General features: G+C 68.4%; 31 protein-coding genes. 11 read left to right on the top strand and 20 right to left on the bottom strand.

Annotation, left to right across the window (positions count from 1 at the left end; translation table 11 throughout):
* Positions 1-4 precede the first annotated feature (4 nt).
* From flgF to flgB, 5 genes are all read right to left on the bottom strand, one after another.
* Entirely contained in the window at positions 5-736 is a 732-nt protein-coding gene (flgF, locus tag ASD35_RS23820) for a flagellar basal-body rod protein FlgF (protein ID WP_056877382.1), read from the bottom strand.
* A gap of 22 nt (positions 737-758) precedes the next feature.
* A complete protein-coding gene (flgE, locus tag ASD35_RS23815) occupies positions 759-2,075 on the bottom strand; it encodes a flagellar hook protein FlgE (RefSeq protein WP_056877381.1) in 1,317 nt (438 codons plus the stop codon).
* Between the two features lie 34 nt (positions 2,076-2,109).
* Positions 2,110-2,751: a flagellar hook assembly protein FlgD gene (locus ASD35_RS23810; RefSeq protein ID WP_056877380.1), complete on the bottom strand. Its 642-nt coding sequence runs from the start codon at positions 2,749-2,751 to the stop codon at positions 2,110-2,112.
* A gap of 131 nt (positions 2,752-2,882) precedes the next feature.
* Complete coding sequence (gene flgC / locus ASD35_RS23805) at positions 2,883-3,299, bottom strand: flagellar basal body rod protein FlgC (protein WP_056877379.1); 417 nt, start codon at positions 3,297-3,299, stop codon at positions 2,883-2,885.
* A 13-nt stretch (positions 3,300-3,312) separates the two neighbouring features.
* Positions 3,313-3,726 carry a flagellar basal body rod protein FlgB gene (flgB, locus tag ASD35_RS23800; RefSeq protein WP_056877378.1) on the bottom strand — a complete coding sequence of 138 codons (414 nt, stop codon included), beginning with the start codon at positions 3,724-3,726 and terminating at the stop codon, positions 3,313-3,315.
* A gap of 215 nt (positions 3,727-3,941) precedes the next feature.
* On the opposite strand from flgB, the gene flgA reads away from it, so the two are divergent.
* The 3 genes from flgA (at position 3,942) to ASD35_RS23785 (ending at position 5,436) form a co-directional block, all read left to right on the top strand.
* Complete coding sequence (flgA, locus tag ASD35_RS23795; RefSeq protein ID WP_235538436.1) at positions 3,942-4,574, top strand: flagellar basal body P-ring formation chaperone FlgA; 633 nt, start codon at positions 3,942-3,944, stop codon at positions 4,572-4,574.
* Between the two features lie 138 nt (positions 4,575-4,712).
* Positions 4,713-5,042, top strand: a complete 330-nt coding sequence (gene flgM, locus ASD35_RS23790; protein WP_056877376.1) for a flagellar biosynthesis anti-sigma factor FlgM — start codon at positions 4,713-4,715, stop codon at positions 5,040-5,042.
* Between the two features lie 4 nt (positions 5,043-5,046).
* Complete coding sequence (locus tag ASD35_RS23785) at positions 5,047-5,436, top strand: hypothetical protein (protein WP_056877375.1); 390 nt, start codon at positions 5,047-5,049, stop codon at positions 5,434-5,436.
* Between the two features lie 57 nt (positions 5,437-5,493).
* Here the strand turns inward: ASD35_RS23785 and ASD35_RS23780 are convergent, their stop codons facing one another.
* The 5 genes from ASD35_RS23780 to ASD35_RS23760 form a co-directional block, all read right to left on the bottom strand.
* Positions 5,494-6,267, bottom strand: a complete 774-nt coding sequence (locus tag ASD35_RS23780; RefSeq protein WP_056877508.1) for an SDR family NAD(P)-dependent oxidoreductase — start codon at positions 6,265-6,267, stop codon at positions 5,494-5,496.
* A 128-nt stretch (positions 6,268-6,395) separates the two neighbouring features.
* On the bottom strand, positions 6,396-6,980 hold the full coding sequence (locus tag ASD35_RS23775) for a TetR/AcrR family transcriptional regulator (protein ID WP_056877374.1): 585 nt from the start codon (positions 6,978-6,980) through the stop codon (positions 6,396-6,398).
* 169 nt (positions 6,981-7,149) lie between these two features.
* Positions 7,150-7,581 carry a DUF1841 family protein gene (locus ASD35_RS23770; protein ID WP_056877373.1) on the bottom strand — a complete coding sequence of 144 codons (432 nt, stop codon included), beginning with the start codon at positions 7,579-7,581 and terminating at the stop codon, positions 7,150-7,152.
* Positions 7,582-7,744: 163 nt separating this feature from the next.
* On the bottom strand, positions 7,745-9,592 hold the full coding sequence (gene kefC / locus ASD35_RS23765; RefSeq protein ID WP_056877372.1) for a glutathione-regulated potassium-efflux system protein KefC: 1,848 nt from the start codon (positions 9,590-9,592) through the stop codon (positions 7,745-7,747).
* Positions 9,589-10,239 (bottom strand): NAD(P)H-dependent oxidoreductase, encoded by a 651-nt coding sequence (locus ASD35_RS23760; protein WP_082580385.1) that lies wholly within the window; start codon positions 10,237-10,239, stop codon positions 9,589-9,591. Before ASD35_RS23760 ends, kefC begins: the two co-directional genes overlap by 4 nt.
* Before the next feature lie 50 nt (positions 10,240-10,289).
* On the opposite strand from ASD35_RS23760, the gene ASD35_RS23755 reads away from it, so the two are divergent.
* Both ASD35_RS23755 and ASD35_RS23750 read left to right on the top strand, forming a co-directional pair.
* Complete coding sequence (locus ASD35_RS23755) at positions 10,290-10,745, top strand: MaoC family dehydratase (RefSeq protein ID WP_056877371.1); 456 nt, start codon at positions 10,290-10,292, stop codon at positions 10,743-10,745.
* Between the two features lie 54 nt (positions 10,746-10,799).
* Entirely contained in the window at positions 10,800-11,705 is a 906-nt protein-coding gene (locus tag ASD35_RS23750; protein WP_056877370.1) for a DUF808 domain-containing protein, read from the top strand.
* A gap of 10 nt (positions 11,706-11,715) precedes the next feature.
* Here the strand turns inward: ASD35_RS23750 and ASD35_RS23745 are convergent, their stop codons facing one another.
* The 5 genes from ASD35_RS23745 to ASD35_RS23725 all read right to left on the bottom strand — a co-directional run bounded on the left by ASD35_RS23745 (position 11,716) and on the right by ASD35_RS23725 (position 15,893).
* Complete coding sequence (locus tag ASD35_RS23745) at positions 11,716-12,561, bottom strand: ScpA family protein (protein ID WP_056877369.1); 846 nt, start codon at positions 12,559-12,561, stop codon at positions 11,716-11,718.
* Between the two features lie 6 nt (positions 12,562-12,567).
* Complete coding sequence (locus tag ASD35_RS23740; protein ID WP_056877368.1) at positions 12,568-12,771, bottom strand: DUF3460 family protein; 204 nt, start codon at positions 12,769-12,771, stop codon at positions 12,568-12,570.
* Positions 12,772-12,799: 28 nt separating this feature from the next.
* A complete protein-coding gene (locus tag ASD35_RS23735) occupies positions 12,800-13,543 on the bottom strand; it encodes a YoaK family protein (protein WP_056877367.1) in 744 nt (247 codons plus the stop codon).
* Between the two features lie 58 nt (positions 13,544-13,601).
* Positions 13,602-15,647 carry a methionine--tRNA ligase gene (gene metG, locus ASD35_RS23730; RefSeq protein ID WP_056877366.1) on the bottom strand — a complete coding sequence of 682 codons (2,046 nt, stop codon included), beginning with the start codon at positions 15,645-15,647 and terminating at the stop codon, positions 13,602-13,604.
* A 63-nt stretch (positions 15,648-15,710) separates the two neighbouring features.
* The gene (locus tag ASD35_RS23725) at positions 15,711-15,893 is read right to left on the bottom strand and encodes a hypothetical protein (protein ID WP_056877365.1); all 183 of its coding nucleotides are present in this window, start codon (positions 15,891-15,893) and stop codon (positions 15,711-15,713) included.
* A 604-nt stretch (positions 15,894-16,497) separates the two neighbouring features.
* Here ASD35_RS23725 and minC point away from each other — a divergent pair.
* From minC to minE, 3 genes are read left to right on the top strand one after another with little or no spacing between them, the layout of a single operon-like run.
* Positions 16,498-17,325, top strand: coding sequence for a septum site-determining protein MinC (minC, locus tag ASD35_RS23720; protein ID WP_235538435.1), 828 nt, complete (start codon positions 16,498-16,500; stop codon positions 17,323-17,325).
* Positions 17,326-17,348: 23 nt separating this feature from the next.
* Positions 17,349-18,164: a septum site-determining protein MinD gene (minD, locus tag ASD35_RS23715; RefSeq protein ID WP_056877363.1), complete on the top strand. Its 816-nt coding sequence runs from the start codon at positions 17,349-17,351 to the stop codon at positions 18,162-18,164.
* Between the two features lie 13 nt (positions 18,165-18,177).
* Positions 18,178-18,441, top strand: coding sequence for a cell division topological specificity factor MinE (gene minE, locus ASD35_RS23710; protein ID WP_056877362.1), 264 nt, complete (start codon positions 18,178-18,180; stop codon positions 18,439-18,441).
* On the opposite strand, the gene ASD35_RS23705 is transcribed toward minE, so the two are convergent.
* Together ASD35_RS23705 and ASD35_RS23700 are read right to left on the bottom strand one after the other, a co-directional pair.
* Positions 18,438-18,680, bottom strand: coding sequence for a VF530 family DNA-binding protein (locus ASD35_RS23705; protein ID WP_056877361.1), 243 nt, complete (start codon positions 18,678-18,680; stop codon positions 18,438-18,440). The two genes, minE and ASD35_RS23705, sit on opposite strands and share 4 nt — an antisense overlap.
* The gene (locus tag ASD35_RS23700; protein WP_056877360.1) at positions 18,677-19,267 is read right to left on the bottom strand and encodes a lysophospholipid acyltransferase family protein; all 591 of its coding nucleotides are present in this window, start codon (positions 19,265-19,267) and stop codon (positions 18,677-18,679) included. Before ASD35_RS23700 ends, ASD35_RS23705 begins: the two co-directional genes overlap by 4 nt.
* Positions 19,268-19,500: 233 nt before the next feature.
* Between ASD35_RS23700 and ASD35_RS23695 the strand changes: the two genes are divergently transcribed.
* A complete protein-coding gene (locus tag ASD35_RS23695; RefSeq protein ID WP_056877359.1) occupies positions 19,501-21,168 on the top strand; it encodes a serine hydrolase in 1,668 nt (555 codons plus the stop codon).
* A 4-nt stretch (positions 21,169-21,172) separates the two neighbouring features.
* Here ASD35_RS23695 and ASD35_RS23690 read toward each other — a convergent pair whose 3' ends face one another.
* A complete protein-coding gene (locus ASD35_RS23690) occupies positions 21,173-21,430 on the bottom strand; it encodes a 2Fe-2S iron-sulfur cluster-binding protein (protein WP_369819236.1) in 258 nt (85 codons plus the stop codon).
* Positions 21,431-21,444: 14 nt separating this feature from the next.
* Here ASD35_RS23690 and ASD35_RS23685 point away from each other — a divergent pair, with 14 nt between their 5' ends.
* A complete protein-coding gene (locus ASD35_RS23685) occupies positions 21,445-21,966 on the top strand; it encodes a M48 family metallopeptidase (protein ID WP_056877357.1) in 522 nt (173 codons plus the stop codon).
* A 14-nt stretch (positions 21,967-21,980) separates the two neighbouring features.
* Positions 21,981-22,991 carry a tRNA-dihydrouridine synthase gene (locus ASD35_RS26820; protein WP_082580411.1) on the top strand — a complete coding sequence of 337 codons (1,011 nt, stop codon included), beginning with the start codon at positions 21,981-21,983 and terminating at the stop codon, positions 22,989-22,991.
* On the opposite strand, the gene ASD35_RS23675 is transcribed toward ASD35_RS26820, so the two are convergent.
* Positions 22,886-23,881, bottom strand: coding sequence for a tripartite tricarboxylate transporter substrate binding protein (locus tag ASD35_RS23675; RefSeq protein WP_056877507.1), 996 nt, complete (start codon positions 23,879-23,881; stop codon positions 22,886-22,888). The genes ASD35_RS26820 and ASD35_RS23675 overlap by 106 nt on opposite strands.
* Positions 23,882-23,910: 29 nt before the next feature.
* Entirely contained in the window at positions 23,911-24,594 is a 684-nt protein-coding gene (gene ligK, locus ASD35_RS23670; protein ID WP_056877355.1) for a 4-carboxy-4-hydroxy-2-oxoadipate aldolase/oxaloacetate decarboxylase, read from the bottom strand.

Here is a 24,594-nt window from a genome sequence, read left to right as displayed (position 1 = left end):
TTCCTTAAGTGCTGCCAAGCAGCTTGGCCGATTGCTGGCCCTGGGTCTGGGCGATCTGCAGCAGCTTCATCTGCTGCTCGAATTGGCGGCCCGCGGCGATCATGGCGACCATGGTTTCGACGGGGCTGACGTTGGAGCCTTCCAGCGCGCCGTCCTGCAGGCGCGCGGCGGGGTCGGCCGGGAGGTCGCCCTCGGCGGCGCGGAACAGGCCGTCCTCGCCGCGCGTCAGCGCCTGTGTCGTCTCGGGCGTGACGAGCTTGAGGCGGCCCACCGTCGTCGGGCGCTGGTTGGGCTGCTTGGCGCTGATGGTGCCGTCGCTGCCGATGGCCACCTCGCTGTTGGGCGGCACGTTGATCGGGCCGCCGTCGCCCAGCACTGGCAGGCCGTTGCGCATGACCAGCAGGCCCTCGGCATTCACGTCCAGCGAGCCGGCGCGGGTGTAGGCCTCGGTGCCGTCCAGCCCCTGCACGGCCAGCCAGGACTTGCCCTGCATGGCCACGTCGAGGTTGCGGCCGGTGGGCGTGAGCGGCCCCTGCGCGTCGTTGTAGCCGATGGTGGTTTCCAGCGCGAAGGCGCGCGTGGAGGCGCCGTCGCCGCGCACCGGCACGGCGCGGAAGGCCTGCAGCTCGGCGCGGAAGCCGTTGGTCGTGACGTTGGCGAGGTTGTGCGAGAGCACGTCCTGCCGCTGCATGGCCGCCTTCGCGCCGGCCATCGAGAGGTAGATCATGCGGTCCATCGCCTGTCCTCGCGTTCAGCGGTTAGCGCAGGTTCACGATCGTCTGCAGGACCTGGTCCTGCGTCTTGATCGTCTGCGCATTGGCCTGGTAGGCACGCTGCGCCGTCACCATGTTGACCAGCTCGGCGGTCAGGTCAACGTTGCTTTCTTCAAGCGCGCCCGATTGCAGCGCGCCCATGTTGCCGTCGCCCGGCACGCCCACCACCGCGTCGCCCGAGTTGACGGTGCGGATCCAGACGTTGCCGCCCATGGTCTGCAGGCCCTGCGGGTTGCGGAAGCTGGCGAGCTCGACCTGGCCGGCCGGCTTGCTCTGGCCGTTGGAATAGCGCGCCTGCACGATGCCGTTGTTGGCGACCTGGATGCCGGTCAGCTGGCCCGGGGCATAGCCGTCCTGGGTCAGGTTGGTCACGGCGAAGCTGCTGCCGTTCTCGCTCGCGCCGGTCATGTCCAGCTGGATGTTGGGAATCGCCAGCGTCGTATTGCCGCGGGCGCTGGTGCCGGCCGGGATGTTCATCGAGACTGGCGTGGTCGGGCTGCTCGGCGCGCCGCCGCTGGGCGGGAAGGTGAGCGTCGTGAACGGTGTCGTGGGGTTGCCGAAAGCGTCCATCGCAATGGGGGCGCCGGCCGAGTCGGTGTCGAATGGCGTGCCGTTGGCGGTGGCGTAGACGTTCCAGGTGTCGCTGCCATCTGCGGCGGGGATGGCCTTCTGGAAGTAGAAGGTCACGGCCACGTCCTGGCCCTTGGCGTCGTAGACGGTCATCGACGTCGCGTTGTTGTAGGTCGCGCTGTCCGACAGGTCCAGGCCCGTGCCGGTGCCCCCGGCCGGCGCGGTGGTTTTCAGGCGTGAGTCGAGGTTGAACTCCATCTTCACTTCCGACGTGACTGCAGGCGGGATGCCGCCGGTGGGCAGCTGCAGCGGTTGCGCGGTGCCAGGCTGGATGACACCTGCGCCGTTGGCCGGGTAGCCCATCAGCTTGAGGCCGTCGTTGTTGACGACGAAGCCGTCCTTGCTGACCTTGAACTGGCCGTTGCGGCTGTAGCGGGTGGGGTTCACGCCGTCGCTGACCTGGAAGAAGCCGCCGCCGTTGATGGCGAGGTCCATTGGGTTCTCGGTCGTCGTGATGTTGCCCTGCGTGAACTGCTGGGCCACGGCCTGCAGCGAGGTGCCGATGCCGATCTGGTTCTGCCCCGCGCCGTTCAGCGCGGCCGCGTAGACGTCGGAGAACTCGGCCCGCGAACTCTTGGCGCCGTAGGTGCCGGAGTTGGCGATGTTGTTGCCGATGACGTCGAGGTTCTTGGACGCGGCGTTGAGCCCGGAAAGGCCTTGCTGGAAGCTCATGGGGAGTCCTTGCTGTCGTGCAGGGTGAAGAAGTTCAGTTGACGGCCGAGACCGTCGTGTAGTCGACCGGGCCGAGGCGCTCAAGCTGCAGCTTCAGGCTGCCGCCATCGCTGTAGACGGCCTCGACCTTGTCATGGGCGTAGGTGGTGGACGGCACGGCGGCCGTGCCGTTGGTGGCGGTGATGCGGTACTTGACCTCCGCCCCTTCGGCGGCGAAGGCGCCGGCCTTCCACGTGAAGGTCTGGCGGCCGGAGCCCTGGGCGCCGAGCTGCTGGGTGTCGATGACATTGCCGGCGGCGCCGAGGATCTCCAGCTTGACGTTCTTGGCCGCGCCGTCGAGCTCGTAGCTGCCCTCGGCCTCGCCGCCGACGACCTGGATCTTGTCGCTGGGCACGCTGACCTCGCGGCCCACCAGCGAGATGGACTGCAGCGCCTGCATCTGGCCCAGCTGGCCACCCAGGCTCTTGATGCTGGTGTCCAGCGTCGACAGGCTGGTGACCTGCTGGATCTGCGCCATCTGGCTGGTCACCTGGGCGTTGTCCATCGGGTTGAGCGGGTCCTGGTTGTTCATCTGGGCGACGAGCAGCTTCAGGAAGCGGTCCTGCGTCTCGGCGGCGTTCTTGGCCGAGGTGGTCGGCGTGCCCGTCGTGCTGCCGTTGAGTGCGGTGATGTCCATGGCTCAGTCCTTGTTGGCAAATTGCGGCGCCGCAGGCTGCCGCGACGTCCAGCGGCAGCCGCGGAACCGGCTTTGCCGGGCCGCTGGGTGCGCCCCCTTGAGGGGGAGGCGCGAAGCGCTTCGGGGGTGGGTCATGACTGACCCAGTTGGAGGGTCTTGAGCAGCAGGCTCTTGGCCGTGCTCATCACCTCGATGTTGTTTTGGTAGGAGCGCGAGGCGGAGATCATGTTGACCATCTCCTCCACCGTGTTCACGTTGGAATAGGTCACATAACCCTCGGCATCGGCCTGCGGGTGCTTCGGGTCGTGCACGCGACGGCCAGGCGTCTGGTCTTCGCTGATGTTGGTCACGCGCACGCCGGCGTTGCCGCTGTCGTTGCCCGCGCCCATCAGGGCGGTCTGGAAGACCACTTGCCGCGCCTTGTAGGCCTGGCCGTCCGGACCGGCCACGGTGTCGGCGTTGGCCAGGTTGCTGGCCACCACGTTGAGGCGCTGGCTCTGCGCGCTGACCGCGCTGCCGGCGACATTGAAGATCTGGAACATCGACATGGTCTAGCCCTCCTCAGCCCTGGTTGTGCGACTTCATCGCGTCGAGCTGCGTGCGCACCGAGCCGCTGATGAAGCGCAGGGTGGCTTCGTACTTCACCGAGTTGTCGGCAAAGCTCGCGCGCTCGCGGTCCATGTCGACGCCGTTGCTGTCCAGGCTGGTCTGGGACTGCAGGGCGTACTCCTTGCCGCTCTCGCCCCGTGCACCGGCCAGCGGCGCGATGTGGCCGCGCTGCGTGGTGGCCATGGCGCCGGGCGTGCCGACCTCGCCGGTGGCCTCGCGCAGCGCCTTGGCGAAATTCATTTCGCGCGCCTGGTAGCCCGGCGTGTCGGCATTGGCGATGTTGCTGGCGAGCAGGCGCTGGCGCTCCGCCCGCAGCGTGAGCGCCTGGGTCTGGAAGTTCAGCGTGTCGGTGAGTCGGTTCAACATCTGTGGCCCCTCTTTCGGGGTGGTGAAGCCGGAATGGCTCCTTGCACAAATTGTCTGAACCGGGCCGGAAAACATGAGCGGGAATAGCGGTGGCAAAGCCGGTCAATTCCGATCTAGGGCCGCCCGCGCCGTCTCTAGAGTGACGGCCCATGCTGTGTCGAATTGCGCTCCTGTTGTGCGGTCTGCTGACCGGGCTTGCTGCCCAGGCCCAGACCGTGCTTGAACCCGCCCTCATCGAGCGGGTGCGCCAGCTTGCTGAGACCGCCGCCCGTGCCACGGCACCGTCCGGCACCCGCGTGGCCGTCGAGATCGGCCAGCTGGACGCGCGGCTGCGGCTGGCCCCCTGCCAGCAGGTCCAACCCTATCTGCCGCCCGGCATGTCGGCCTGGGGCCGCAGCCGCATCGGCCTGCGCTGCACCGACGGCGTGGCGCGCTGGAACGTGACGCTGCCGGTGCGCGTGTCGGTTTACGGCCGCGTCGTCGTCGCCAACGCCCCGCTGCCGGCCGGTGTGAATTTGTCTCAAGAACAGCTGGCGATGGCCGATATCGACATCGCGGCCGAACCCGGCGCTGTCTTCACCGACGCTGCGCTGCTGATCGGGCGCACGCTGGCCCGCCCGCTCGCCGCGGCCGAGGCCGTGCGGGCGCCTGCATTGAAGTCGCGCCAATGGTTTGCCGCCGGCGAGACCGTGCAGGTGCGGGTCGCCGGTGAGGGTTTTGCCATCGCCTCCGAGGCGCAGGCCCTCAGCGCTGGCATCGAGGGCCAGGATGTCAGGGTGCGTTTCGAAAGCGGCCGCACCGCCAGCGGCCGGGCCGTCGGCGAGCGCCGCGTGGAGCTGCTGCTGTGAGCAAACTGCCACGAAACGCCGAAGCAGGCCGTAAAAACCTGCCAAATCCCACTCAAGTTCCTAGGCCCGGGGCCGATACAAGGGGAAACTCCCCCTGCAATGCCCCAGCGGGGCCCACCCCGCACCCTGGAGAAGCTCATGAAAATCGGTAACAGCCCTGACGGCAGCGCCAGCCCCACGAAGGCCGAGCAACGCCCGGCCGCCCGCAAGCCGGACGCCGCGGTCACGACCGACACGGTTCGCCAGACCGCATCCGCCCCGGCGCCGAGCGCCCAGGTGGCCATTTCCAGCGCCGCCCAGCTGGCTGCCAATGCCGGTCCCGACGACGGCAGCTTCGATGCCGCCAAGGTCGCCCGCATCACGCAGGCCATCTCCGAGGGCAAGTTCACGGTCAACGCCAATGCGATTGCGGACAAGCTGGTCGCGAATGCGCAAGAATTGCTCAGCGCGCGCGCCAACAAGCACTAATCCGATGACAGCCACCGTCTCGCTCACCGTCCTCAGCCCCGAACTCGAGCAGCCGCTGCTGGCCGTGGAGGCCGCGCTGAATCTCCTGGGCGACGCCCTGGCCCGCCGCGATGCCGCCGCCATCGAGCTGCATTCGGCCGACCTGCACCAACACCTGGCCCGCGCGGTGCAAAGCTTCACCGAAGCCGCCCGCACCGGCGCCGTGCCCGCGGCGCTGCGCAACCGCCTGGTGCGCGCCGGCGGCCTGCTCGCCGCCCAGCGCGAGACGCTCGCCCGCGGCAATGCCTCGCTGGACCGTGCACTGGACGTGCTGATCCCCAGCGAGCCCACCGGCCTCTACGGCGCCGGCGGCAAGGCCGAGCGCCGCAGCGTCGGCGGCAGCTACCAGGCCTGATCCGTCACGCTGAACGAGAAGCCACCTCGCGAGGTGGCTTTTTTGTGCCTGCGCGCGTCAGTTGCGGCCGGCCATGACGCCGCCGTCGACATCCCACACCACGCCCGTGACCCAGCCCGCCTGCTCCGACAACAGGAAGGCGATGACGCTGGCGACATCCTGCGGTTGGCCGACGCGGCCCAGCGGATGGAAGGCGTCGAAGCTGCGCAGCGTCGGCTCCACCTGGTCCCTGGCGAGGAAGCTTTCGTAGATCGGCGTTGCCACGACGGCGGGCGCCACCGCGTTGACGCGGATGCGGTGCGGCGCGAGCTCCATCGCCAGGTGCTGGGTCAGCGCATGCAGGCCTGCCTTGGCCATCGAATAGGCCGACGAAGGCGTGGCCGCGATGGCCTGCCTGGCCCACATCGAGCCGATGTTGACGATGGCGCCCGGGCGCTGGGCCTCCACCCACAGGCGCGCCACGGCCTGGGTGAGGAAGAAGCTGGCACGGTTGAGGGCGTGGTAGGCGTCATAGTCGGCCGGCTCGTGCGCCAGGAAGGGCTTGGGGACGAACACGCCGGCCGCGTTGACGAACAGGTCGACGTCCCGATGCGGGCCATGCAGCGCGTCGGTGACCGTCGCGAAGCCGGCGGGCGTCGTGATGTCGGCCGTGATCGCCGCCAGCCGGTCTGGGGCCGCCACCGCATCGGCCAAGACCTGCAGCTTGGCCGCGCTGCGCCCGACCACCACCACCTGGGCGCCCCGTTCAAGCAGATCAGCCGCCATTTGCGCACCGATGCCGCCACCACCGCCAATGAGCAGGAGCTTGCGGCCTGCGAAGTCATGGGTCATGAAAATCTCCTTCAAACTACCTACCAATTGGTAGGTTTCGCGAGCGGACTGAGCCCGTGACGGCACCCCCGCTCGCGCGGGTGCCCGGGGAATGTCGGGATGGATGGCGGTGGTGCGACCGGCCTAAGTCAATGCCAGCAGAGGTCCAGCATCGCGGTGCCCACGGCGGTCGGGCGCTGGTCGTCCGCCAGGCCGCGGCCCACCACCATCGCGCCTTCCAGAGCGCAGAGGTAGGCCCGAGCGAGTGCCTCGGACTCGGCGCGTGGGCCCAGCCCGCCCTCGCGGCGGCCCAGCGCGAAGCTGTCGCTCAGCCAGCGCAGATTGACGTCGAAGAAGCGTGCCACCTCGTCCCGCACACCTTGCGGCAGGTCATGCGCCTCCGCCCCCAGCATGCCGCAGACGCAGAGCCGGCGCTCGCGCGCAAAGGTGCGGTCGAACAGCTCGGCATACGCCGCCAGCCGGTCACGGGCCCGCGCATGGGCGCCCTCGATGCGCAACAACTCTTCGCGGAAGCGATGCGTGTAGCGCTGCACCACCATGGCGGCCAGATCGGCCTTGGTGGCGAAGTGATGATGCACGCTGGGCTTCTTGATGCCGATCAGCTGCGCCACGTCGTCATACGAGAAGCCGTTGTAGCCTTGCAGCTGCAGCAGGCTCTCGGCGGCATCGACCACCCGTTCCGCGGCGGGGCTCAATTCGGAGAAGTGCTTCATGGCAGACCGGCAAGCCGGCACTGAGGTTCGATGGCATCAATTTACCTACCTATTGGTAGGTTCGTCAAGCGATCGGCCTCAACTCATTTCTGCGTTTCGCATTACCCCGGGGACCCACCGGACTCGCCCGCGTTCAGCAACGCGAGGCTGGGCGAGGGGCTGTTTAGCCTCAGGTGGTGGCCTTGCGGCGCACCGCGTCGAGGTAGGCGTGACCGTCCGGCGGCAGGCCGCTGCGCTGCGAGGCCCAGATCATCTCTCCCAGGGCGTCCATCGCGGTGTGGTGGGCTTCATGGCGCGAATTGCGCTTGGCAGCGAGCAGGTCGATGGCCTGGCGGATGCCTGAGGGCTGGTCGATGGCATGCTGCTCGGTGATCGTCAGGTGCATGGACAGGTGCAGGAAGGGGTTGGTGCGACCTTCCTCCACCGTGTAGACCTTCTCCAGCGCCGCGGCCTCGTCGGCCAGCTCGGCGTGGTATTCCGGGTGCTCCGCGATCCAGTCCGCCGCCAGTGCCTCCATCGGGATCAGCGGCGCGCCGTCGCGCCACTTGCGGTAGGTGGCGCAGAAGAAGCGCCGGACTTCGAGCTGGGACGGGGCAAACATGTCGCGATTGTCTCAGCCTGCTTGTCTCAGCCTGCATGCGGCAGCTGACCGGTCGCCAGTCAGCGAACGGCTCGGCGCGTCAACATCCGAGCGACTGCGCGCGCCTCACCACTTCGGTAAGCAGCGCTGCACGCCCGCTGGTCTGGCGCTTCGGGCGCTGCCCTCACGCCGCCGGTCCTGCGTCCGGCCGATCCCAGCCGGTGCGCTGGGCGCGGCGGTGCGCCTCCTCGGCCTCGCGCTCGGCCGCCATCTGCTGCTCGAACTGCTGGCGGCCCAGCTTGGCGGCGGCGATCAGCGCGTTCTCGTCGCCCTGCAGCGGCACCATGCGGCCGAGCACCTCGATGTTGTGGCGCCGAAAGCGCATGGCCTGGCGTCGCGCGGCATGGGGCTCCATGCCGGTCAGCTCCAGCACGCTGCGCGCGCTCATCAGCGCCGAGTCGAAGGTCTCGCGCTCGATGTGGCGCACGCCGGCTTCATGCAGCTGGTAGTAGTGCTGCACGTTGCGGGCGCGTGCGACGACGGTCAGCTGCGGGAAGTGCTCGCGCGCCAGCTCGGCAATCTCCACGCTCTGGCCGATGTCGTCGATGGCGATGACCAGGATGCGCGCCGTCGCCGCGCCCGCGGTCTTGAGCATGTCCAGCCGCGTCGCGTCGCCGTAGTAAACGGTCCAGCCGAAGCGGCGCAGGCTCTCGATGGCCTCGGAGTCGTGGTCCAGCACGGTGGCCTCGATGCCATTGGAGCGCAGCATGCGGGCGACGACCTGACCGTAGCGGCCGCTGCCGGCAATGATGATGGGCGCGGGCGGCGGGGGTGGCGCCTCGCCGCGCTTCCTGGCAGCGCGGCGCGCGAGCTTCTGTGACATCAGGCGGTCGCCGCCCGTCAGCAGCAGCGGCGTCAGCGCCAGCGACAGCGCGACGGACGCGACCAGCGCCGAGTTCTGCGCCGCGTTGATCATGCCTTCGCTCTGCGCGAGCTGGAACACGACGAAGCCGAACTCGCCGCCTTGGGCCAGCAGGATGACGAAGGCGGGCCGCTCGACCAGCGGAATCTTCATCGCCTTGGCCATCGTGGCCAGCACGAGGATCTTGCAGGCCAGCAGCGCCGTGACCAGCAGCACGACGAGGCCCGGCTGGGCGGCCACGGCCTTCAGGTCCAGACCCATGCCGACGGCGATGAAGAACAGGCCCAGCAGCAGCCCCTTGAAGGGCTCCAGGTCGGTCTCCAGCTCGCGGCGGTACTCGCTCTCGGCGAGCAGCACGCCGGCCAGGAAGGCGCCCAGGGCCATGGACAGGCCGACCAACTGCATCAGCGCCGCGGTCCCCAGCACCAGCAGCAGCGCCGCGGCGGTGAAGATCTCGGGCGTCTTGCTGTGCGCGATCCAGCGCAGCGCCGGGCGCAGCAGCAGGCGGCCGCCGAAGATGATGACGACGATGGCGCCGATGGCCTTGGCCGCCGCCAGCCAGGTCTTGCCGTCGCCGTCGTCATGCGCGCCGCTGACCGCCAGGATGGGCACGAGGGCCAGCACCGGGATGGCGGCGATGTCCTGCAGCAGCGCGACCGACAGGATGCTCTCGCCCGCTGTTGTGCGGCCGAGGTTGCGCTCAGCCATCACGGCCAGCGCGACGGCCGTGGACGACATGGCTAGCCCCAGGCTGACGACGACCGTCAGGCGCCACGGGTAGCCCAGGCACAGCCCCACCACGGCCAGCGCCGCCGCGCAGCCCAGCAGCTGCACGCTGCCCCAGCCGAAGATGGGCCGGCGCATGGCCCACAGCCGCTTGGGCTCCAGTTCCAGGCCGACGAGGAACAGCATCAGCACGACGCCCAGTTCCGCCACCTCGGGGATGGCGGTGGACTCGGGAATCAGCCCCAGCACGGCCGGCCCGATGAGCACGCCGGCGACGAGGTAGCCGAGGATGGAGCCCAGCCGCAGCCAGCGCGCCAGCGGCACGGCCAGCACCGCGGCGGCGAGAAAGACCAGGGGCAGTTGCAGCCAGGCGCCGTGGCTCATTCCGCGGCTCCCAAGGGCGAGAACAACGGCGGCCGCTCGTCCAGCGCCACCGCCTCCTCGTCGCCCACCTCCGGCGCCGCGAGGGCCCGGCACCACTCGGGGTAGTGCAGCAGCCGCTTCACGAACAGTGCGGCATGGGCGGCGATCTCTTCGTCGGTCGCGCGGTGGGCGGCGTGCAGGATCTGGGGCGGCAGGTAGTGCATGCCGCAGGTCTTGGCTGATTGTTCGTAGGGCAGCAGGAAGGCCTCGATGGGGTGGTGGTTGTGGCCGCCCGGCGCATAGGCCTCAGCGCCGCCGCCGGTGGAGCCGACCAGCCAGAAATCCTTGCCGTGCAAGGCCGTGCCGCCGGGGCCGTAGGCCCAGCCCAGGCGCGGCACTTCGTCCAGCCAGAGCTTCTGCAGCGCCGGCATGCTGTACCAGTAGATGGGGTGCAGCATGACGACAAGCCGCGCGGCTTCGAGGGCGCGCTGCTCGGCGTCGATGTGGATGTGGAAGTCCGGGTAGAGGCGGTAGAGGTCGCGCAGCTCCACCCGCCCGGCGGCGGGCGAGGCCCGCAGTGCGTCGAGCACGCTGCGGGTCGCATGGGAGCCGGCCAGGTCGGGGTGGGCGGCGAGGACGAGGATGTCGCGGGGGGTACTGTCAGGCATGGTCGGCTAGGTTACCGTGCCTGCACGACAGCTTTGCCGCAGCCCACCCCATGCGCATCTTCGAGACCCTCGCCGATCTTCAAGCCCTGATCGGCCAGCCCCTGGGCCACAGTGACTGGATCACCGTCGATCAATCCCGCGTCAATGCCTTCGCCGAGGCGACCGAGGACCGCCAGTGGATCCACGTCGACCCCGAGCGCGCCAGAACCGGGCCTTTCGGCGGGCCCATCGTGCACGGCTTCCTGACGCTGTCGCTGATCCCGTATTTCTTCGAGACCGGCTTCTCGGTGCGCGAGACGCGCATGGTCGTCAACTACGGCCTGAACAAGGTGCGCTTCACCGCGCCGGTGCCGGTGGGCAGCCGGCTGCGCGCGGCTTTCAAGCTGCTGGCGCTGGACGACGTGGCGGGCGGCGCGAAGCAGCTGACGGTGGAGGTGGCCATCGAGGCCGAGGGCGCGGCCAAGCCGGTCTGCGTGGCCGAGAGCCTGGCCCGTCATTACCGCTAGACCGGGCGGAGCCGGATAGCATCGCGGCCGTTCTCCACGACCGCACCGCGCCCCATGGCCTCCAGCCTGCTTGTTCTTCTCGACGACATCGCCACCATCCTCGACGACGTGGCGACCATGACCAAGGTCGCCGCCAAGAAGACCGCCGGCGTGCTGGGCGACGACCTGGCGCTGAACGCGCAGCAGGTCACCGGCGTCAACGCCGACCGGGAGTTGCCGGTGGTGTGGGCGGTGGCGCGCGGCTCGCTGCTGAACAAGGCCATCCTCGTGCCGGCGGCGCTGGCGATCGCGGCCTTCGCGCCCTGGGCCATCACGCCGCTGCTGATGATCGGCGGCGCCTTCCTGTGCTTCGAGGGCTTCGAGAAGCTGGCGCACAAGTTCCTGCACAGCGCGGAGGAGGACAAGGCGCACCACGAAGAGCTGGTCAAGGCGATCGCCGACCCGCAGGTGGACATGGCGACCTTCGAGCGCGACAAGGTCAAGGGCGCGGTGCGCACCGACTTCATCCTGTCGGCCGAGATCATCGTGATCTCGCTGGGCACGGTGGCCGGCGCGTCGTTCCAGAGCCAGTTGGCCGTGCTGGTGGTCGTGTCGCTGGTGATGACGGTTGGCGTCTATGGCCTGGTGGCCGGCATCGTGAAGATGGACGACGCGGGCCTGTGGCTGTCCCGGCGCAGCGGTGCGGCAACCCGGGCCGTGGGCCGTGGCCTGCTGGCGGCGGCGCCGCGGCTGATGAAGGCGCTGTCGGTGCTGGGCACCGCCGCGATGTTCCTCGTCGGTGGCGGCATCCTCGTGCACGGCATTGGGCCACTGCACCATGCCATCGTGCATCTGTCCGAAGGCAAGGCCTGGCTGGTGGCGGCGGTGCTGGAGAACGGCGCCAATGCGCTGGTGGGTGTTGCGGCCGGCGCGCTGGTGCTGGCCGGCGTGATGACGGTGCAGAAGCTGCGCGGGAAGTGATCCGAAGAGATCAGTTGGCCGAGTAGGCCAGCCGCACGTAGATCGGCGCAAACGCCTCGGCCTGCGTGATCTCCAGCAGGCGCTCTTTGGCCAACTCCAGCATCGCGATGAAGGTGACGACGAGCACGGCCTGGCCGCGCGTCACGTCGAACAAGGCCTCGAACTCGACGAAGCGCTGACCCTGCAGCCGGCGCAGCACGATGCTCATGTGCTCGCGCACCGACAGCTGCTCGCGGCTGATCTTGTGGTGCTGGTTGAGCTTGGCGCGCTTGAGGATGTCCAGCCAGGCCTCCCGCAGGTCGTTGGTGTCGACATCGGGGAAGCGCGGCGTCAGCGATTGCTCGATGTGGACCTGGGCGCGCAGGAAGTCGCGGCCCAGCTGCGGCAGGCGGTCCAGGCGCGCGGCGGCCAGCTTCATCTGCTCGTACTCAAGCAACCGGCGCACCAGCTCGGCCCGCGGGTCTTCGGCCTCCTTGCCGTCCTCGCTCTTCTTGGGCGGCAGCAGCATGCGCGACTTGATCTCGATCAGCATCGCGGCCATCAGCAGGTACTCGCTGGCCAGCTCCAGGTTGTGGCGGCGGATCTGCTCGACATAGCTCAGGTACTGGCGCGTCACGTCGGCCAGCGGGATGTCGAGGATGTTGAAGTTCTGCTTGCGGATCAGGTACAGCAGCAGGTCCAGCGGGCCCTGGAAGGCTTCGAGGAAGACCTCCAGTGCATCCGGCGGGATGTAGAGGTCCAGCGGCATCTGGAACAGCGGCTCGCCATACAGGCGGGCCACCGCGACCGCATCGACGACCTCGGGCAGCCCCGAGTCGGCGGATGCCGCCTGGCTGGCTTCGTCAGCCACGGCCATCAAGGCTTACTTGCCGGAAGTCTGATAGACGTAGGGCTGCTGGGGCACCTTGGCTTCGTTGAAGCCGGCCTGGGCGCTGCGGTCCTGCTCCTTGTCCCACAGCAGGGCGCGGCCGGCGCGCTGCTCGGCTTCCAGCGTCGGGCGCTGGGCCTTGAGCTGCTCGATGAAGGCGGTGACTTCGGACTTGTAGGGCTTCCAGAACAGCGGCATGGTGGTCTCGCAAACGAATCCGCCGATTTTAGTCGGTGGGTCGGGCGCGCAGCCGGTCGAGGTCGTCGAACGCCGGCACGGCGCCGAGGAAGGCGAGCAGTGCGGCCAAGGGCAGCGTCGCCGCGTAGCCCAGGGCCTTGAAGGCCCAGGCGCCCGTCACGCCGCCCACCGCGAACGCCAGCAGCAGGCCGGCCAGCAGGCGCAGCTTGGCGGCATTGCCTTGCACCGGCGTGCCGCCCAGGCTGTAGAGGAAGCGGCCGATCTCGATGCCGATGTCGGTGACGATGCCGGTCACATGGGTGGTGCGGATCTCGGCGCGCGAGACCTTGGTGATCAGCGCGTTCTGCAGGCCCATCGTGAAGCACAGCACCGCCACGGCCGCCGGGATGAACACCGCCTGCAGGCCCGCCAGCCAGGCGCCCATCAGGCCGAAGACGATCAGGCAGGCGGCTTCCAGCAGCAGCGGCAGCGCGAAGATGCTGTGCGCCTGGCGCTGCCGGCCGAAGTTGACGAGCAGCGAGGTGCAGGCGGCGCCGGCGCCGAAGGCCAGCAGCGCGCCCGCCGCCGTGGCCAGCGCCTGAGGCTGGCCGAGCACGATGCCGTCGGCCGCGGCCGAGACCATGCCGGTCATGTGCGAGGTGTACTGCTGCACGGCCAGGAAGCCGCCGGCATTGGTCGCGCCGGCCACGAAGGCCAACATCCAGCCCAGGTGGGCGTTGCCCTCGGCGGTGCGTTCTATGGCCAGCAGTCGGCGCGCGTAGTCGGTGGGCATGGCGGCTCGGGTCATCAGGCGGCGGAGGCCCCGATTTTGGGGCGGTCCGTCGCGCGCTTCAGCGAACTCGCATGCCTGGCTGGGCACCGTCGTGGGGCTCGAGAACGAAGATGCCGGGGGTGGATTTCTCATCGGCATGGCTGGCAGCAAGGACCATGCCTTCGCTGACGCCGAATTTCATCTTGCGCGGCGCGAGGTTGGCGACCAGCACCGTCAGCTTGCCTTCCAGGTCCTCGGGCCTGTAGGCCGACTTGATGCCGCTGAAGACGTTGCGCATGCGGCCCTCGCCGGCGTCCAGCGTCAGCCGCAGCAGCTTGTCGGAGCCCTCGACGTGCTCCGCCTTGACGATCCTGGCGATGCGCAGGTCGACCTTGGCGAAGTCGTCGATCTTGATTTCGGGGGCGATGTCCTCGCCGCCCGGCACCACCTTGGGCGCTGGCGGCGCTTCGAACAGCTGCTCGACCTTGGCGATGTCGACGCGCTGCATCAGGTGCTGGTAGCCGCCGATCTGGTGGGCGCCCAGCGCGCGGGCGCTGTCGGTCCATTGCAGCGGTTCGATCTTCAGGAAGGCCTCGACGTGTGCGGCCAGTGCCGGCAGTACGGGCTTCAGGTAGATCGTCAGCAGCCGGAAAGCCTCGATGCAGACGCTGCAGACGTCGTGCAGTGCGGCGTCCATGCCGTCCTGCTTGGCCAGCTCCCAGGGCTTGTGCTGGTCGACGAACTCGTTGACCTTGTCGGCCAGCGCCATGATCTCGCGCAGCGCCTTGCCGAATTCGCGCGTCTCGTACAGCTCGGCGATCGCGGCGCTGTGCGCGCGCAGCGTGTCCAGCAGCGTGCGGCCTTCGACGCCGAGGTCGCCGCTCAGCCTGCCGTCGAAGCGCTTGCTCAGGAAGCCGGCGGCGCGCGAAGCGATGTTGATGTACTTGCCGACCAGGTCGCTGTTGACGCGGGCCGCGAAGTCTTCGGGGTTGAAGTCGATGTCCTCGACCTTGGCGTTGAGCTTGGCGGCGATGTAGTAGCGCAGCCATTCGGCGTTCAGGCCGAGGCTGAGGTACTTCAGCGGGTCCAGGCCGGTGCCGCGGCTCTTGCTCATCTTCTCGCCGCCGTTGACGGTCATGAAGCCGTGCACGAAGACGTGGTCGGGCGTCTTGCGCCCGCTGAAGTGCAGCATGGCGGGCCAGAACAGCGTGTGGAAGTAGGTGATGTCCTTGCCGATGAAGTGCACCTGCTCCACCGACGGGTCCGCCATGAAGGCGTCGAAGTCCTTGCCGGTCTTGCCGAAGTAGTTCTTCAGCGACGCGAGGTAGCCGACGGGCGCGTCCAGCCAGACGTAGAAGTACTTGCCCGGCGCGTCGGGGATCTCGATGCCGAAGTAGGGCGCGTCGCGGCTGATGTCCCAGTCGCTGAGCTTGTTGGCGCCGTCCTCGTCGGTCGCGAACCATTCGCGGATCTTGTTCAACACCTCGGACTGCAGGCGGCCGGGCGTCTGCGTCCACTGCTCGAGGAACTCGACGCAGCGCGGGTCGCTCAACTTGAAGAAGAAATGCTCGCTGGTCTTGAGCACCGGCGTCGCGCCGGACAGCACCGAGTACGGGTTCTTCAGCTCGGTGGGCGCGTAGACGGCGCCGCAGACTTCGCAGGAGTCGCCGTACTGGTCCTTCGCACCGCATTTGGGGCATTCGCCCTTGATGAAGCGGTCCGGCAGGAACATCGCCTTGTCGGGGTCGAAGAACTGCTCGATGGTCTTGGTCTCGATCAGCTCGTTGCGGCGCAGCGCGAGGTAGACGGCCTTGGACAACTCGTGGTTCTCCGGCCCGTCGGTCGAATGCCAGTTGTCGAAGCTGATGTGAAAGCCGTCAAGGTACTGCTTGCGGCCCGCCGCTATGGCCGCGACGAAGTCCTGCGGCGTCTTGCCGGCCTTCTCGGCCGCGATCATGATCGGCGCGCCGTGGGCGTCGTCCGCGCAGACGAAGTGCACCTCGGAGCCCGCCATGCGCTGGAAGCGCACCCAGATGTCGGCCTGCGTGTACTCCATGATGTGGCCGATGTGGAAACCGGCGTTCGCATAGGGCAGGGCGGTGGTGACGAAGAGCTGGCGGGGCATGGGCGCGGCGAAACGGGGCTGGCGGACGGTGGGGCGGGCGAAAGCGCGGGCGAAAGGCGGATTCTAGGTTTGCGGCTCGGTGGGGTTGACCGGTTCCGCGGCGGCGTCGCCATCGCCCGCGGGCTCGTCGGGTGACGCCGGGTCATCGGGTTTGCCGCTGAGCTTGCGCTGGCGCTTCTCTTCGGCCTTGCGCTTCTTGGCCAGCTCGCGCTGGCGTTTCTCGTAGCTGTAGTTGGGGGTAGCCAAATGGACTCTCCTTCAAGGGATGGGGCGAGCCCAATGTAGCTTGCGCCGGCACCGTGAGCGCCCCCAAGTTGGAGCCGAAACCTCCACGGCGCATCAAGGATCTCGCTTAAGTCACTGATTCGTAACACTTCCTCAAGCTATCCACCGACTCTGTGGAAAACTTTGTGGAGAACCGCCCTCCATCGCCGCCAAGCCCTTGTGCGATGCGGCTCTGCTTAGGTTGCCCGTTTTTTGAGCAACGGCCGCCTGCCTATATGAATCAACAACTTAGGCGAAGGTCGCCGCGCCAGGCGGCGACGTGGAGGCTCAGGGTCCAAAAGACTTGACGCCTGCCAGAGATGGGGATAAGTCAAGCCGCGGCGAGCGGTTGTCGCAGGTCTGGATGACGGGGAAGCCCGGCTTGTCCCCGCCAACTGTGGACAAGTCTGTGGGCCGGCTGACGACAGCGACGCTAAGTGGTTGATTGGCTGCCGCCGGCGCTGCACTGCCCGTTTTTGAGGCGGTAGCAGCGCGACGCTTGGGGGCTGTCCCCAACCAGGCGGTTCGGACGCGACGGCTAAACTCGCGCCCTTTTGACGAGGCGGCGCGGCAGCAGATGGCGGATTTGACGAGGGACAGCGGTGGGCGCAGGGGCGCCGCACGCGCCGGCACGTTCGAGCTGAAATCGCGCCGCTTCAGCCTGCTGGGCCTGGTGCTGCACAGCGCCGACATGGCCGAGATCGCCGCCGACTGGGCGGCCCGTGCCGGCCAGGGCGGTTTCGAGCATGAACCCGTCGTCGTCGACCTGTCGCTGGTGCCGCGTGCACAGGCTGCCGCGGCCGCGCCGGCCGAAGGCCAGGCGCCGCTGGCGCTCGACGGCCCCGCACCCGTTGACCTGCGTGCCATCGTCCAGATGCTGCGCGCCAGCCAGCTGCAGCCGGTGGCCGTGGCCGGGGCGACGGCGGAGGAACTGGCACTGGCGCACGAACTGGGCCTGGCCGATGCGGCCGACGAGCCCGCCGCCGAGCGAGCCGTGCCTGTGGTGCCTAACGAGACCGTGCGCGAAGTGGTGCGCGAGATCACCGTCGAGAAGATCATCGAAAAACCGGCCGCGCCGGTGCCCACGCTGATCGTCGACAAGCCGCTGCGCTCGGGCCAGCAGGTCTATGCCAAGGGCGGCGACCTGGTGGTCCTGGCGGTGGTCAGCCACGGCGCCGAGGTCATTGCGGACGGCAGCATCCACATCTACGCGCCGCTGCGCGGCAAGGCGATCGCCGGTGCGCGCGGCGACACCGCGGCGCGCATCTACACGCAAAGCCTCGAAGCCGAGCTGCTGGCGATCGCCGGCATCTACCGCACCGCCGAGAACCCGCTGCCCGCCGATGTGGCAGGCAAGCCGGCCCAGGTCTATCTACACGGCGAGAAGCTGCTGCTGCAGCCGCTGCAGGCATGAATCAAGAAGCAAGGAAAGAGCGAATGACCAAGATCGTCGTTGTCACCTCGGGCAAGGGCGGGGTCGGCAAGACCACCACCAGCGCGAGCTTCGCCACCGGCCTCGCGATGCGCGGCTTCAAGACCTGCGTCATCGACTTCGACGTCGGCCTGCGCAACCTCGACCTCATCATGGGCGTCGAGCGCCGCGTGGTGTACGACCTGATCAACGTCGTCAACGAAGAGATCAAGCTCACGCAGGCCCTCATCAAGGACAAGCAGCTCGACAAGCTCTACATCCTGGCCGCGTCTCAAACGCGCGACAAGGATGCGCTGAAGCAAGAGGGCGTGGAGCGCGTGCTGGAAGAGCTCAAGGCGATGGAGTTCGACTACATCGTCTGCGACTCGCCGGCCGGCATCGAGACCGGCGCGCTGATGGCCATGCACTACGCCGACGAAGCGCTGGTCGTCACCAACCCCGAGGTCTCCTCGGTGCGCGACAGCGATCGCATCCTCGGCATGCTGTCCAGCAAGACCAAGCGTGCCATCGAGGGCGGCGAGCCGGTCAAGGAGCATCTGCTCATCACGCGCTACAACCCGAATCGCGTCGAGGGCGGCCAGATGCTGAGCCTGGACGACATCCACGAGATCCTGCGCACGCCGCTGATCGGCGTCATCCCCGAGAGCGAGAGCGTGCTGCAGGCCTCCAACCAGGGCACGCCGGCCATCCATCTGCAGGGCACCGACGTGGCCGAGGCCTACAAGGACGTCGTCGCCCGCTTCCTCGGCGAGGACAAGCCCATGCGCTTCACCGAAGCCGTGAAGCCGAGCTGGTTCAAGCGCGTCTTCGGCGGCAAGTGAAGGGGGCCTTGCAATGGGATTCCTGAACTTCTTCCTCGGCGAAAAGAAGAGCTCGGCCAGCGTCGCCAAGGAGCGGCTGCAGCTCATCCTCGCGCACGAGCGCAATGGCCGCAGCAGCAGCCCCGACTACCTGCCGCAACTGCAGCGCGAGCTGGTGGCCGTCATCAGCAAGTACGTGTCCATCAACCCCGACGACATCAAGGTGCACATGGAGCGCCAGGGCGACCTGGAGGTGCTGGAAGTGAAGATCGAACTCCCGGAGCCCGGCGGCCGCTAAGCCGATGGCCTGCCGGCGCGGGCTTGCTCGCGCCGCATGAACAGGTACAGGCTCTCCACCTTGGCGCGAGCCCACGGCGTCTTGCGCAGGAACTTCAGGCTCGACGCCACGCTGGGGTCGATGCGAAAGCACTTGATGTCGATGCGCTGGCCGAGCTCGGCCCAGCCGAAATAGGCGACCAGCTCGGTCACGATGGCCTCGAGCGTGAGGCCGTGCAGGGGATCCTTGGCGCCGTTCATTCGTGGGTGAACTGGTCGGAGTTCTTGCCCTTGAACTGGGCGTAGTAGCGCTTGATCGCGGCCATGTCGGCGTCCACGTCGCCGGTCGGCCTGAACAGCGGGCCCAGGCCGACGAGCTTGCGCGGATAGTCCATGTGCGCCATGACGATGGGCAGCTTGGCCGTGACGGCGATCCAGTAGAAGCCCGTCTTCCAGTAGATGGTCTTGCTGCGCGTGCCCTCGGGCGGCACGATGAGCTGCACCGGGCCGTCGGCATTCACCAGCGCCTCGGCCGAAGCCGCCACCAGGTTGTTGGACTTGCTGCGGTCCACCGGGATGCCGCCCAGCCAGCGCATCAGGCCGCCGAACGGGAACTTGAAGATCGATGCCTTGCCGATCCAGTAGGGCGTGAGTCGCAAGGCAAACGACGCGAACAGCGTGTAGGGCAGGTCCCAGTTGCTGGTGTGCGGCGCGGCGATGAAGACGCTTTTGCGTGCCTCGGGTGGCAGTTCGCCCTGGACGGTCCAGCCGGCGAGCTTGAGCCAGGCCAGTGACACGCCGCGCAGCACGGTGCTGAGGCCGGGTGTCGTGAAGATGGTGCGGTGCATGGCCGCGATTGTCCCGTCGAGCGGGCCTGCCTCAAACTGAGGCAACGCAAGAAAAGCCTTGTTGCGCCAAGCACTTGTCGCTTTCGCCCGCAGGCTGTTCACGGCCTTGTCCACAGGCGCTGTGGATGGCGGTATGCCGCCCATGCCTTCGTTCGTGCAGTCTGTCGCAAGCCGATTGGTGCGGCCGGGGCCGGCCGCGAAGCTGCGCGCCGTCACTTCTTCAGGCTCGCACCATGCGCCATCCACAGATTCCCGTCGCCGTCCTGCTGGCCTTGCTGATGGGTTCGGCCCAGGCCGGGCAGCCTGCCACGCCCGCCGCCATGGCCGCCTACGCGGACCAGCTGCTCGACGAGCAGAAGATCGCCCGCGACGGCCCCGGTGTCACCGTGCTCGTCGCCCGCGGCGAGCAGCTGCTCTACAAGGGCGCACGCGGCATGGCCAGCATCGAACTGGGCGTGCCCATGCAGCCCGACCAGCTGATGCGCATCGGCTCGGTCACCAAGCAGTTCGCGGCCGCGGCGCTGCTCAAGCAGATCGACGCGGGCCAGGCGCGGTTCGACGACCCGCTGTCCAAGTACCTGCCCGACTATCCCAACGGCAGCAAGATCACGCTGCTGCAACTGCTCAACCACACCTCCGGCGTGAAGAGCTACACCGGCATCCCGGGCTACATGCGCAACCAGATCCGGCGCGACTTGAGCACGGCGGAACTGATCAATGAATTCAAGGACCAGCCGGTCGACTTCGCGCCGGGCGAGAAATGGGCCTACAACAACTCCGGCTACGTGTTGCTGGGGGCCGTCGTGGAGGCCATCGCTGGCAAGCCCTGGCACCAGAGCATCGACGAGCTGCTGCTCAAACCCGCGCGGATCACGAGCGTCCACTACCAGGCCAGCGACAAGCTGTTCCAGGGCATGGCCCAGGGCTACACGCTCAACGGCCAGCGCGAGGTGGCGCCTGCCGGCCTGCTGAGCATGACCCAGCCGCATGCGGCCGGCGCGCTGATCGCGAACACCGAAGGCCTGTGGCGCTGGAACCAGGCGCTGCATGGCGGCAAGCTCATCAGCCAGGCGAGCTACCAGCGCATGACCACACCGGAAGGTCCTGCCAAGGCGCATCACTATGGCTTTGGCATCGGCACTGACGTGCTGCGCGACCAGCTCGTGCTGGCTCACAACGGCGGCATCCACGGTTTTGGGTCGCTGCTGAACTACCTGCCCAAGAGCCAGATCACCATTGTCATTCTGCGCAACAGCGACGCCCCCGGCTTCGCGACGGGCCTGGTGGCGCGCAAGCTTGCGGCCTTTGCCATCGGCGAGCCCTTCGCCGAGCACAAGCCCGTGGCGGTGCCGGTCGAGCAGCTCGCGGGCGCCGAGGGCGTCTATACCCGCGAGGACAAGCGGTCGCGCACGCTGCGGTTGAAGGACGGCGTTCTGCAAAGCCAGCGTGCCGGCGGCGCCGCCGCGGCGCTGATCCCGCTCGGGCAGGACCACTTCGCTTTCCCTGATTCCATCAACGAGCTGCGGCTTGAACGTGCGGCCGACGGCAAGGTCGCCGGCATGCGGGTGTTCAACAACGGCGAGAAGGAGGGCGAGCGTTGGACGCGCAGCGGCGAGCTACCGCCCGAGCCCGCCTTCATCACGCTCGACCCGGCGCAAATGCAGGCTTTGGTGGGCGACTACAGCTCGCCGCAGTTTTCCATCAAGGTCTTCATCGACGACAAAGGCCGCCTGCAGGGTCAGGCGCCAGGCCAGCCGGCGTTTGAACTGATGGCCGCCTCCGCTCGCCAAATCCATGTGCCGCAGGTCGCGGCGCAGCTGGACTTCAGCCCCGAGGAGGGCAAGGCCGCCTCGGTGACGCTGAACCAGGGCGGCAACAAGCTCGTGATGACGAGGAAGTGATGGCTCAGGCCCGTTGCAGCGTCACATCGCTGCGCGGGCAGGCAACGCAGGGCAGGATGCAGCCCTCGGCCTTCTCCTCGGCCGAGAGCCCCGGCCAAGGGATGCTGTGCTCGATGCGCCCCTCGATCAGATGTGAAAGGCAGGTGCGGCAGGTGCCGTTGCGGCACGACCAGGGCAGGGCGAGCCCGGCCGCCAGGCCGGCGAGCAGCAGGGGCTGGTCGGCGGCACAGTCGAAAATGGCACCTTGCGGCTCCAGCCGCACCTTGAATCTTGCCGATGACATCGCCCCATCTTGCCAGCCCCTCGCTGGCCGCCCGCTATCTGGCCGGTTATCCGCCCGAACTGATCGCCCAGGCCGACGCCATGTACCGTGAAGGCCGCCTGGCCGACCACCTGGCACGGCGCTACGCCGAGCTGCACGAGGTGCGCAGCGACACGGCGCTGTTCGACTACGTGCAGGCGCTCAAGGCCCGCCACCTGCGCAACGCGCCGCCGCTGAACTTCGTCGGCTACGACGCCAAGCTGCGCGTGCTGCAGCAGGCGCTGGGCACCCACACCCGCCGCACCCAGGTCCAGGGTGCCAAGCTCAAGACCCGCCGCGAGATCCGCGTGGCCACGCTGTTCAAGGAGGCGCCGGCCGCGCTGCTGCACATGATCGTCGTGCACGAGCTGGCGCACCTCCGCGAGCTGGAGCACAACAAGGCCTTCTACCAGCTGTGCCAGCACATGGAGCCGGACTATTTCCAGCTCGAGTTCGACCTGCGGCTCTATCTCATGGCCATGGAGCACCCGCAGTGATCCTGTTGGCGCCCATGGAGGGCCTGCTCGACCACATCCTGCGCGACGTGCTCACGCGCGTGGGCGGCGTCGACCGCTGCGTGTCCGAGTTCATCCGCGTGACCGACCAGTTGCTGCCCAAGCGCGTGTTCACGCGCATCGTGCCGGAGCTGAGGAACGGCGGCCGCACGGCGGCGGGTGTGCCGGTGCATCCGCAGCTGCTGGGCTCCGACGTGAACTGCCTGGCCGAGAACGCCGGGCGGCTGGCGGAGCTCAAGCCTGAGGGGATCGACCTCAACTTCGGCTGCCCGGCCAAGTGCGTGAACCGCCACCGCGGCGGCGCGGTGCTGCTGGACGAGCCGGAGCTGATCCACGAGATCGTGTCCGCCGTGCGCCGCGCGGTGCCGCCCGAGGTGATGGTGTCGGCCAAGATGCGCCTGGGCTACATGGATGACAGCCGCACGCTGGACGTGGCGCGTGCCATCCACGCGGCCGGCGCTCACGAGATCGTCGTGCATGCCCGCACCAAGGCCGATGGCTACAAGCCGCCGGCCTACTGGGAGCGCATCGCCGCCGTGCGCGAGGCCGTGCCCATCACCCTCATCGCCAACGGCGAGATCTGGACGGTGGAGCACGCCCAACTGGCGCGCGAGCGCAGCGGCTGCGAGCACCTGATGCTGGGCCGCGGCATGGTGGCCGACCCGGGCCTGGCCTTGCGCGTTGCGGGCCAGCGCAGCACGCCCCTGCCGTGGGGCGAGCTGCTGCCGTTGATGCAGGTCTTCTTCGACCAGGTCCGCGGCCATGTCGCTGCCAGGCACCAGGGCGGGCGGCTCAAGCAGTGGCTGCACTACCTGAAGCGCGCCTATCCCGAGGCCGAGGCGGCCTATGCCGAGCTGCGCACCGTCAATGCGGCCGACGAGCTGGCGGCGCGATTGTTCGGTCAGTCCAGCGACACCTTGGCGCGCCGCACGACCTCGGCGTACTTGGCCGACTCGGCCGCGATGAAGGCGGTGAACTGCTCGCGCGTGGTGGGGAACGGGTCGTAGCCCAGCGTGACGTAGCGCTCGCGGATGTCGGGCTCGGCCAGCGCGGCCTGGATGTCCTGGTGCAGCTTGTCGGTCACCGCCTTGGGCAGGCCGCGCGGCGCGGCGATGCTCGTCCAGCCGCTGATCTCGTAGCCCTCCGGGCCGCGCGACTCGAACACCGTCGGCACGTCCGGAAACGCCGGCTGGCGCGTGGGCGCCGTGATGGCGATGAACTTCAGCTTGCCCGCGCGCTGCAGCGCACCTGCCGTGGCCATGGTGCCGAGTGCGAACTTCAGCTCGCCGCTGGCCACACCGCTGTAGAGCAGCGAGGTCTCCTTGTAGACGACGTGCTGCATCTGCGTGCCGCTCATGGCCTCCAGCAGGGCCGTGCCCAGGTGCACCGGGTTGCCGACCGACCAGGAGCCGTAGTTCAGCTGGCCGGGGTGGGCGCGCGCATCGTCCAGGATGTCGCCGACCGTCTTGTAAGGGCTGTTGGCCGCCACGGTGACGAAGAAATAGGCGCGGAACAACGGCGCCAGCGGCTCGAAGTCGCGCGCCGGGTCGTAGGGCAGCTTCTTGAACAAATGCGAATAGGCCGCCAGGTGGACGTTGTCCAGCTGGATCAGGTCGGTGCCGTCCGTGGCGCCGCGCTTGAAGGCGTCGATGGCGATGAAGCCGTTGGCACCGGGACGGTTCTCGACGATGACCGGCTGGCCCCAGCGGCGCTGCAGCTTCTCGGCCACCAGGCGCAGCACCGTCTCCGGCCCCGAGCCCGGCGGGAAGGGCGTGAGGATGCGCACCGGCTTGGTCGGGAAGTCCGCGGCGCAGGCCGGGCCGGCCAGCGCGAACGCGGCCAGCCCCGCCGCCAGGCGGCCCAGCGCGTCACGGCGCGGCAACTTTGTCTCCAGCATCGTCGTCTCCATGGGGTGTTGGTCCTGATTCAGTCGATGTAGCGCAGCCCCGCCTTCGCGAGCGGCTCGCGCATCTTGTACATGTCCAGCCCCAGCACGCCGGAGGCCAGGGTCTCGCGCTTGGCGCCTTCGAGGGCTTCGCGGGCGGCCGCGGCCTCCAGCGTCTGCGCGGCGCGAGCGGCCGGCACGCAGACGACGCCGTCGTCGTCCGCGACGATGACATCGCCCGGCGTCACCCAGGCGCCGGCGCAGACGACGGGGATGTTGACCGAGCCCAGCGTGGCCTTGATCGTGCCCTTGGATGAGACGTAGCGGCTCCACACCGGGAAGCCCATCTCGCCCAGCGTCTTCACGTCGCGCACGCCGGCGTCGATGACCAGGGCGCGCGCGCCGCGGGCCTGGAAGGACGTGGCCAGCAGGTCGCCGAAATAGCCGTCGCTGCACTCGGCCGTCACCGCCGCGACGACGATGTCGCCGGGTCGGATCTGCTCCGCTGCGACATGCATCATCCAGTTGTCGCCCGGCTGCAGCAGTACCGTGACGGCCGTGCCCGACACCTGCGCGCCGCTGTAGATCGGCCGCATGTAGGGCTTCATCAGGCCGACACGGCCCATGGCCTCGTGCACGGTGGCCGAGCCATAACGGGCCAAGCCATCGGCGGCGCCTCGCTCGGCGCGGGAGATGTTGCGGTAGACGACGCCCAGTTCGTACAT

Source organism: Pelomonas sp. Root1444, assembly GCF_001426885.1.
Lineage (GTDB): Bacteria > Pseudomonadota > Gammaproteobacteria > Burkholderiales > Burkholderiaceae_C > Pelomonas.
Note: the sequence above shows the minus strand (reverse complement) of the source record. Positions and strands in the feature narration are given on the sequence as shown.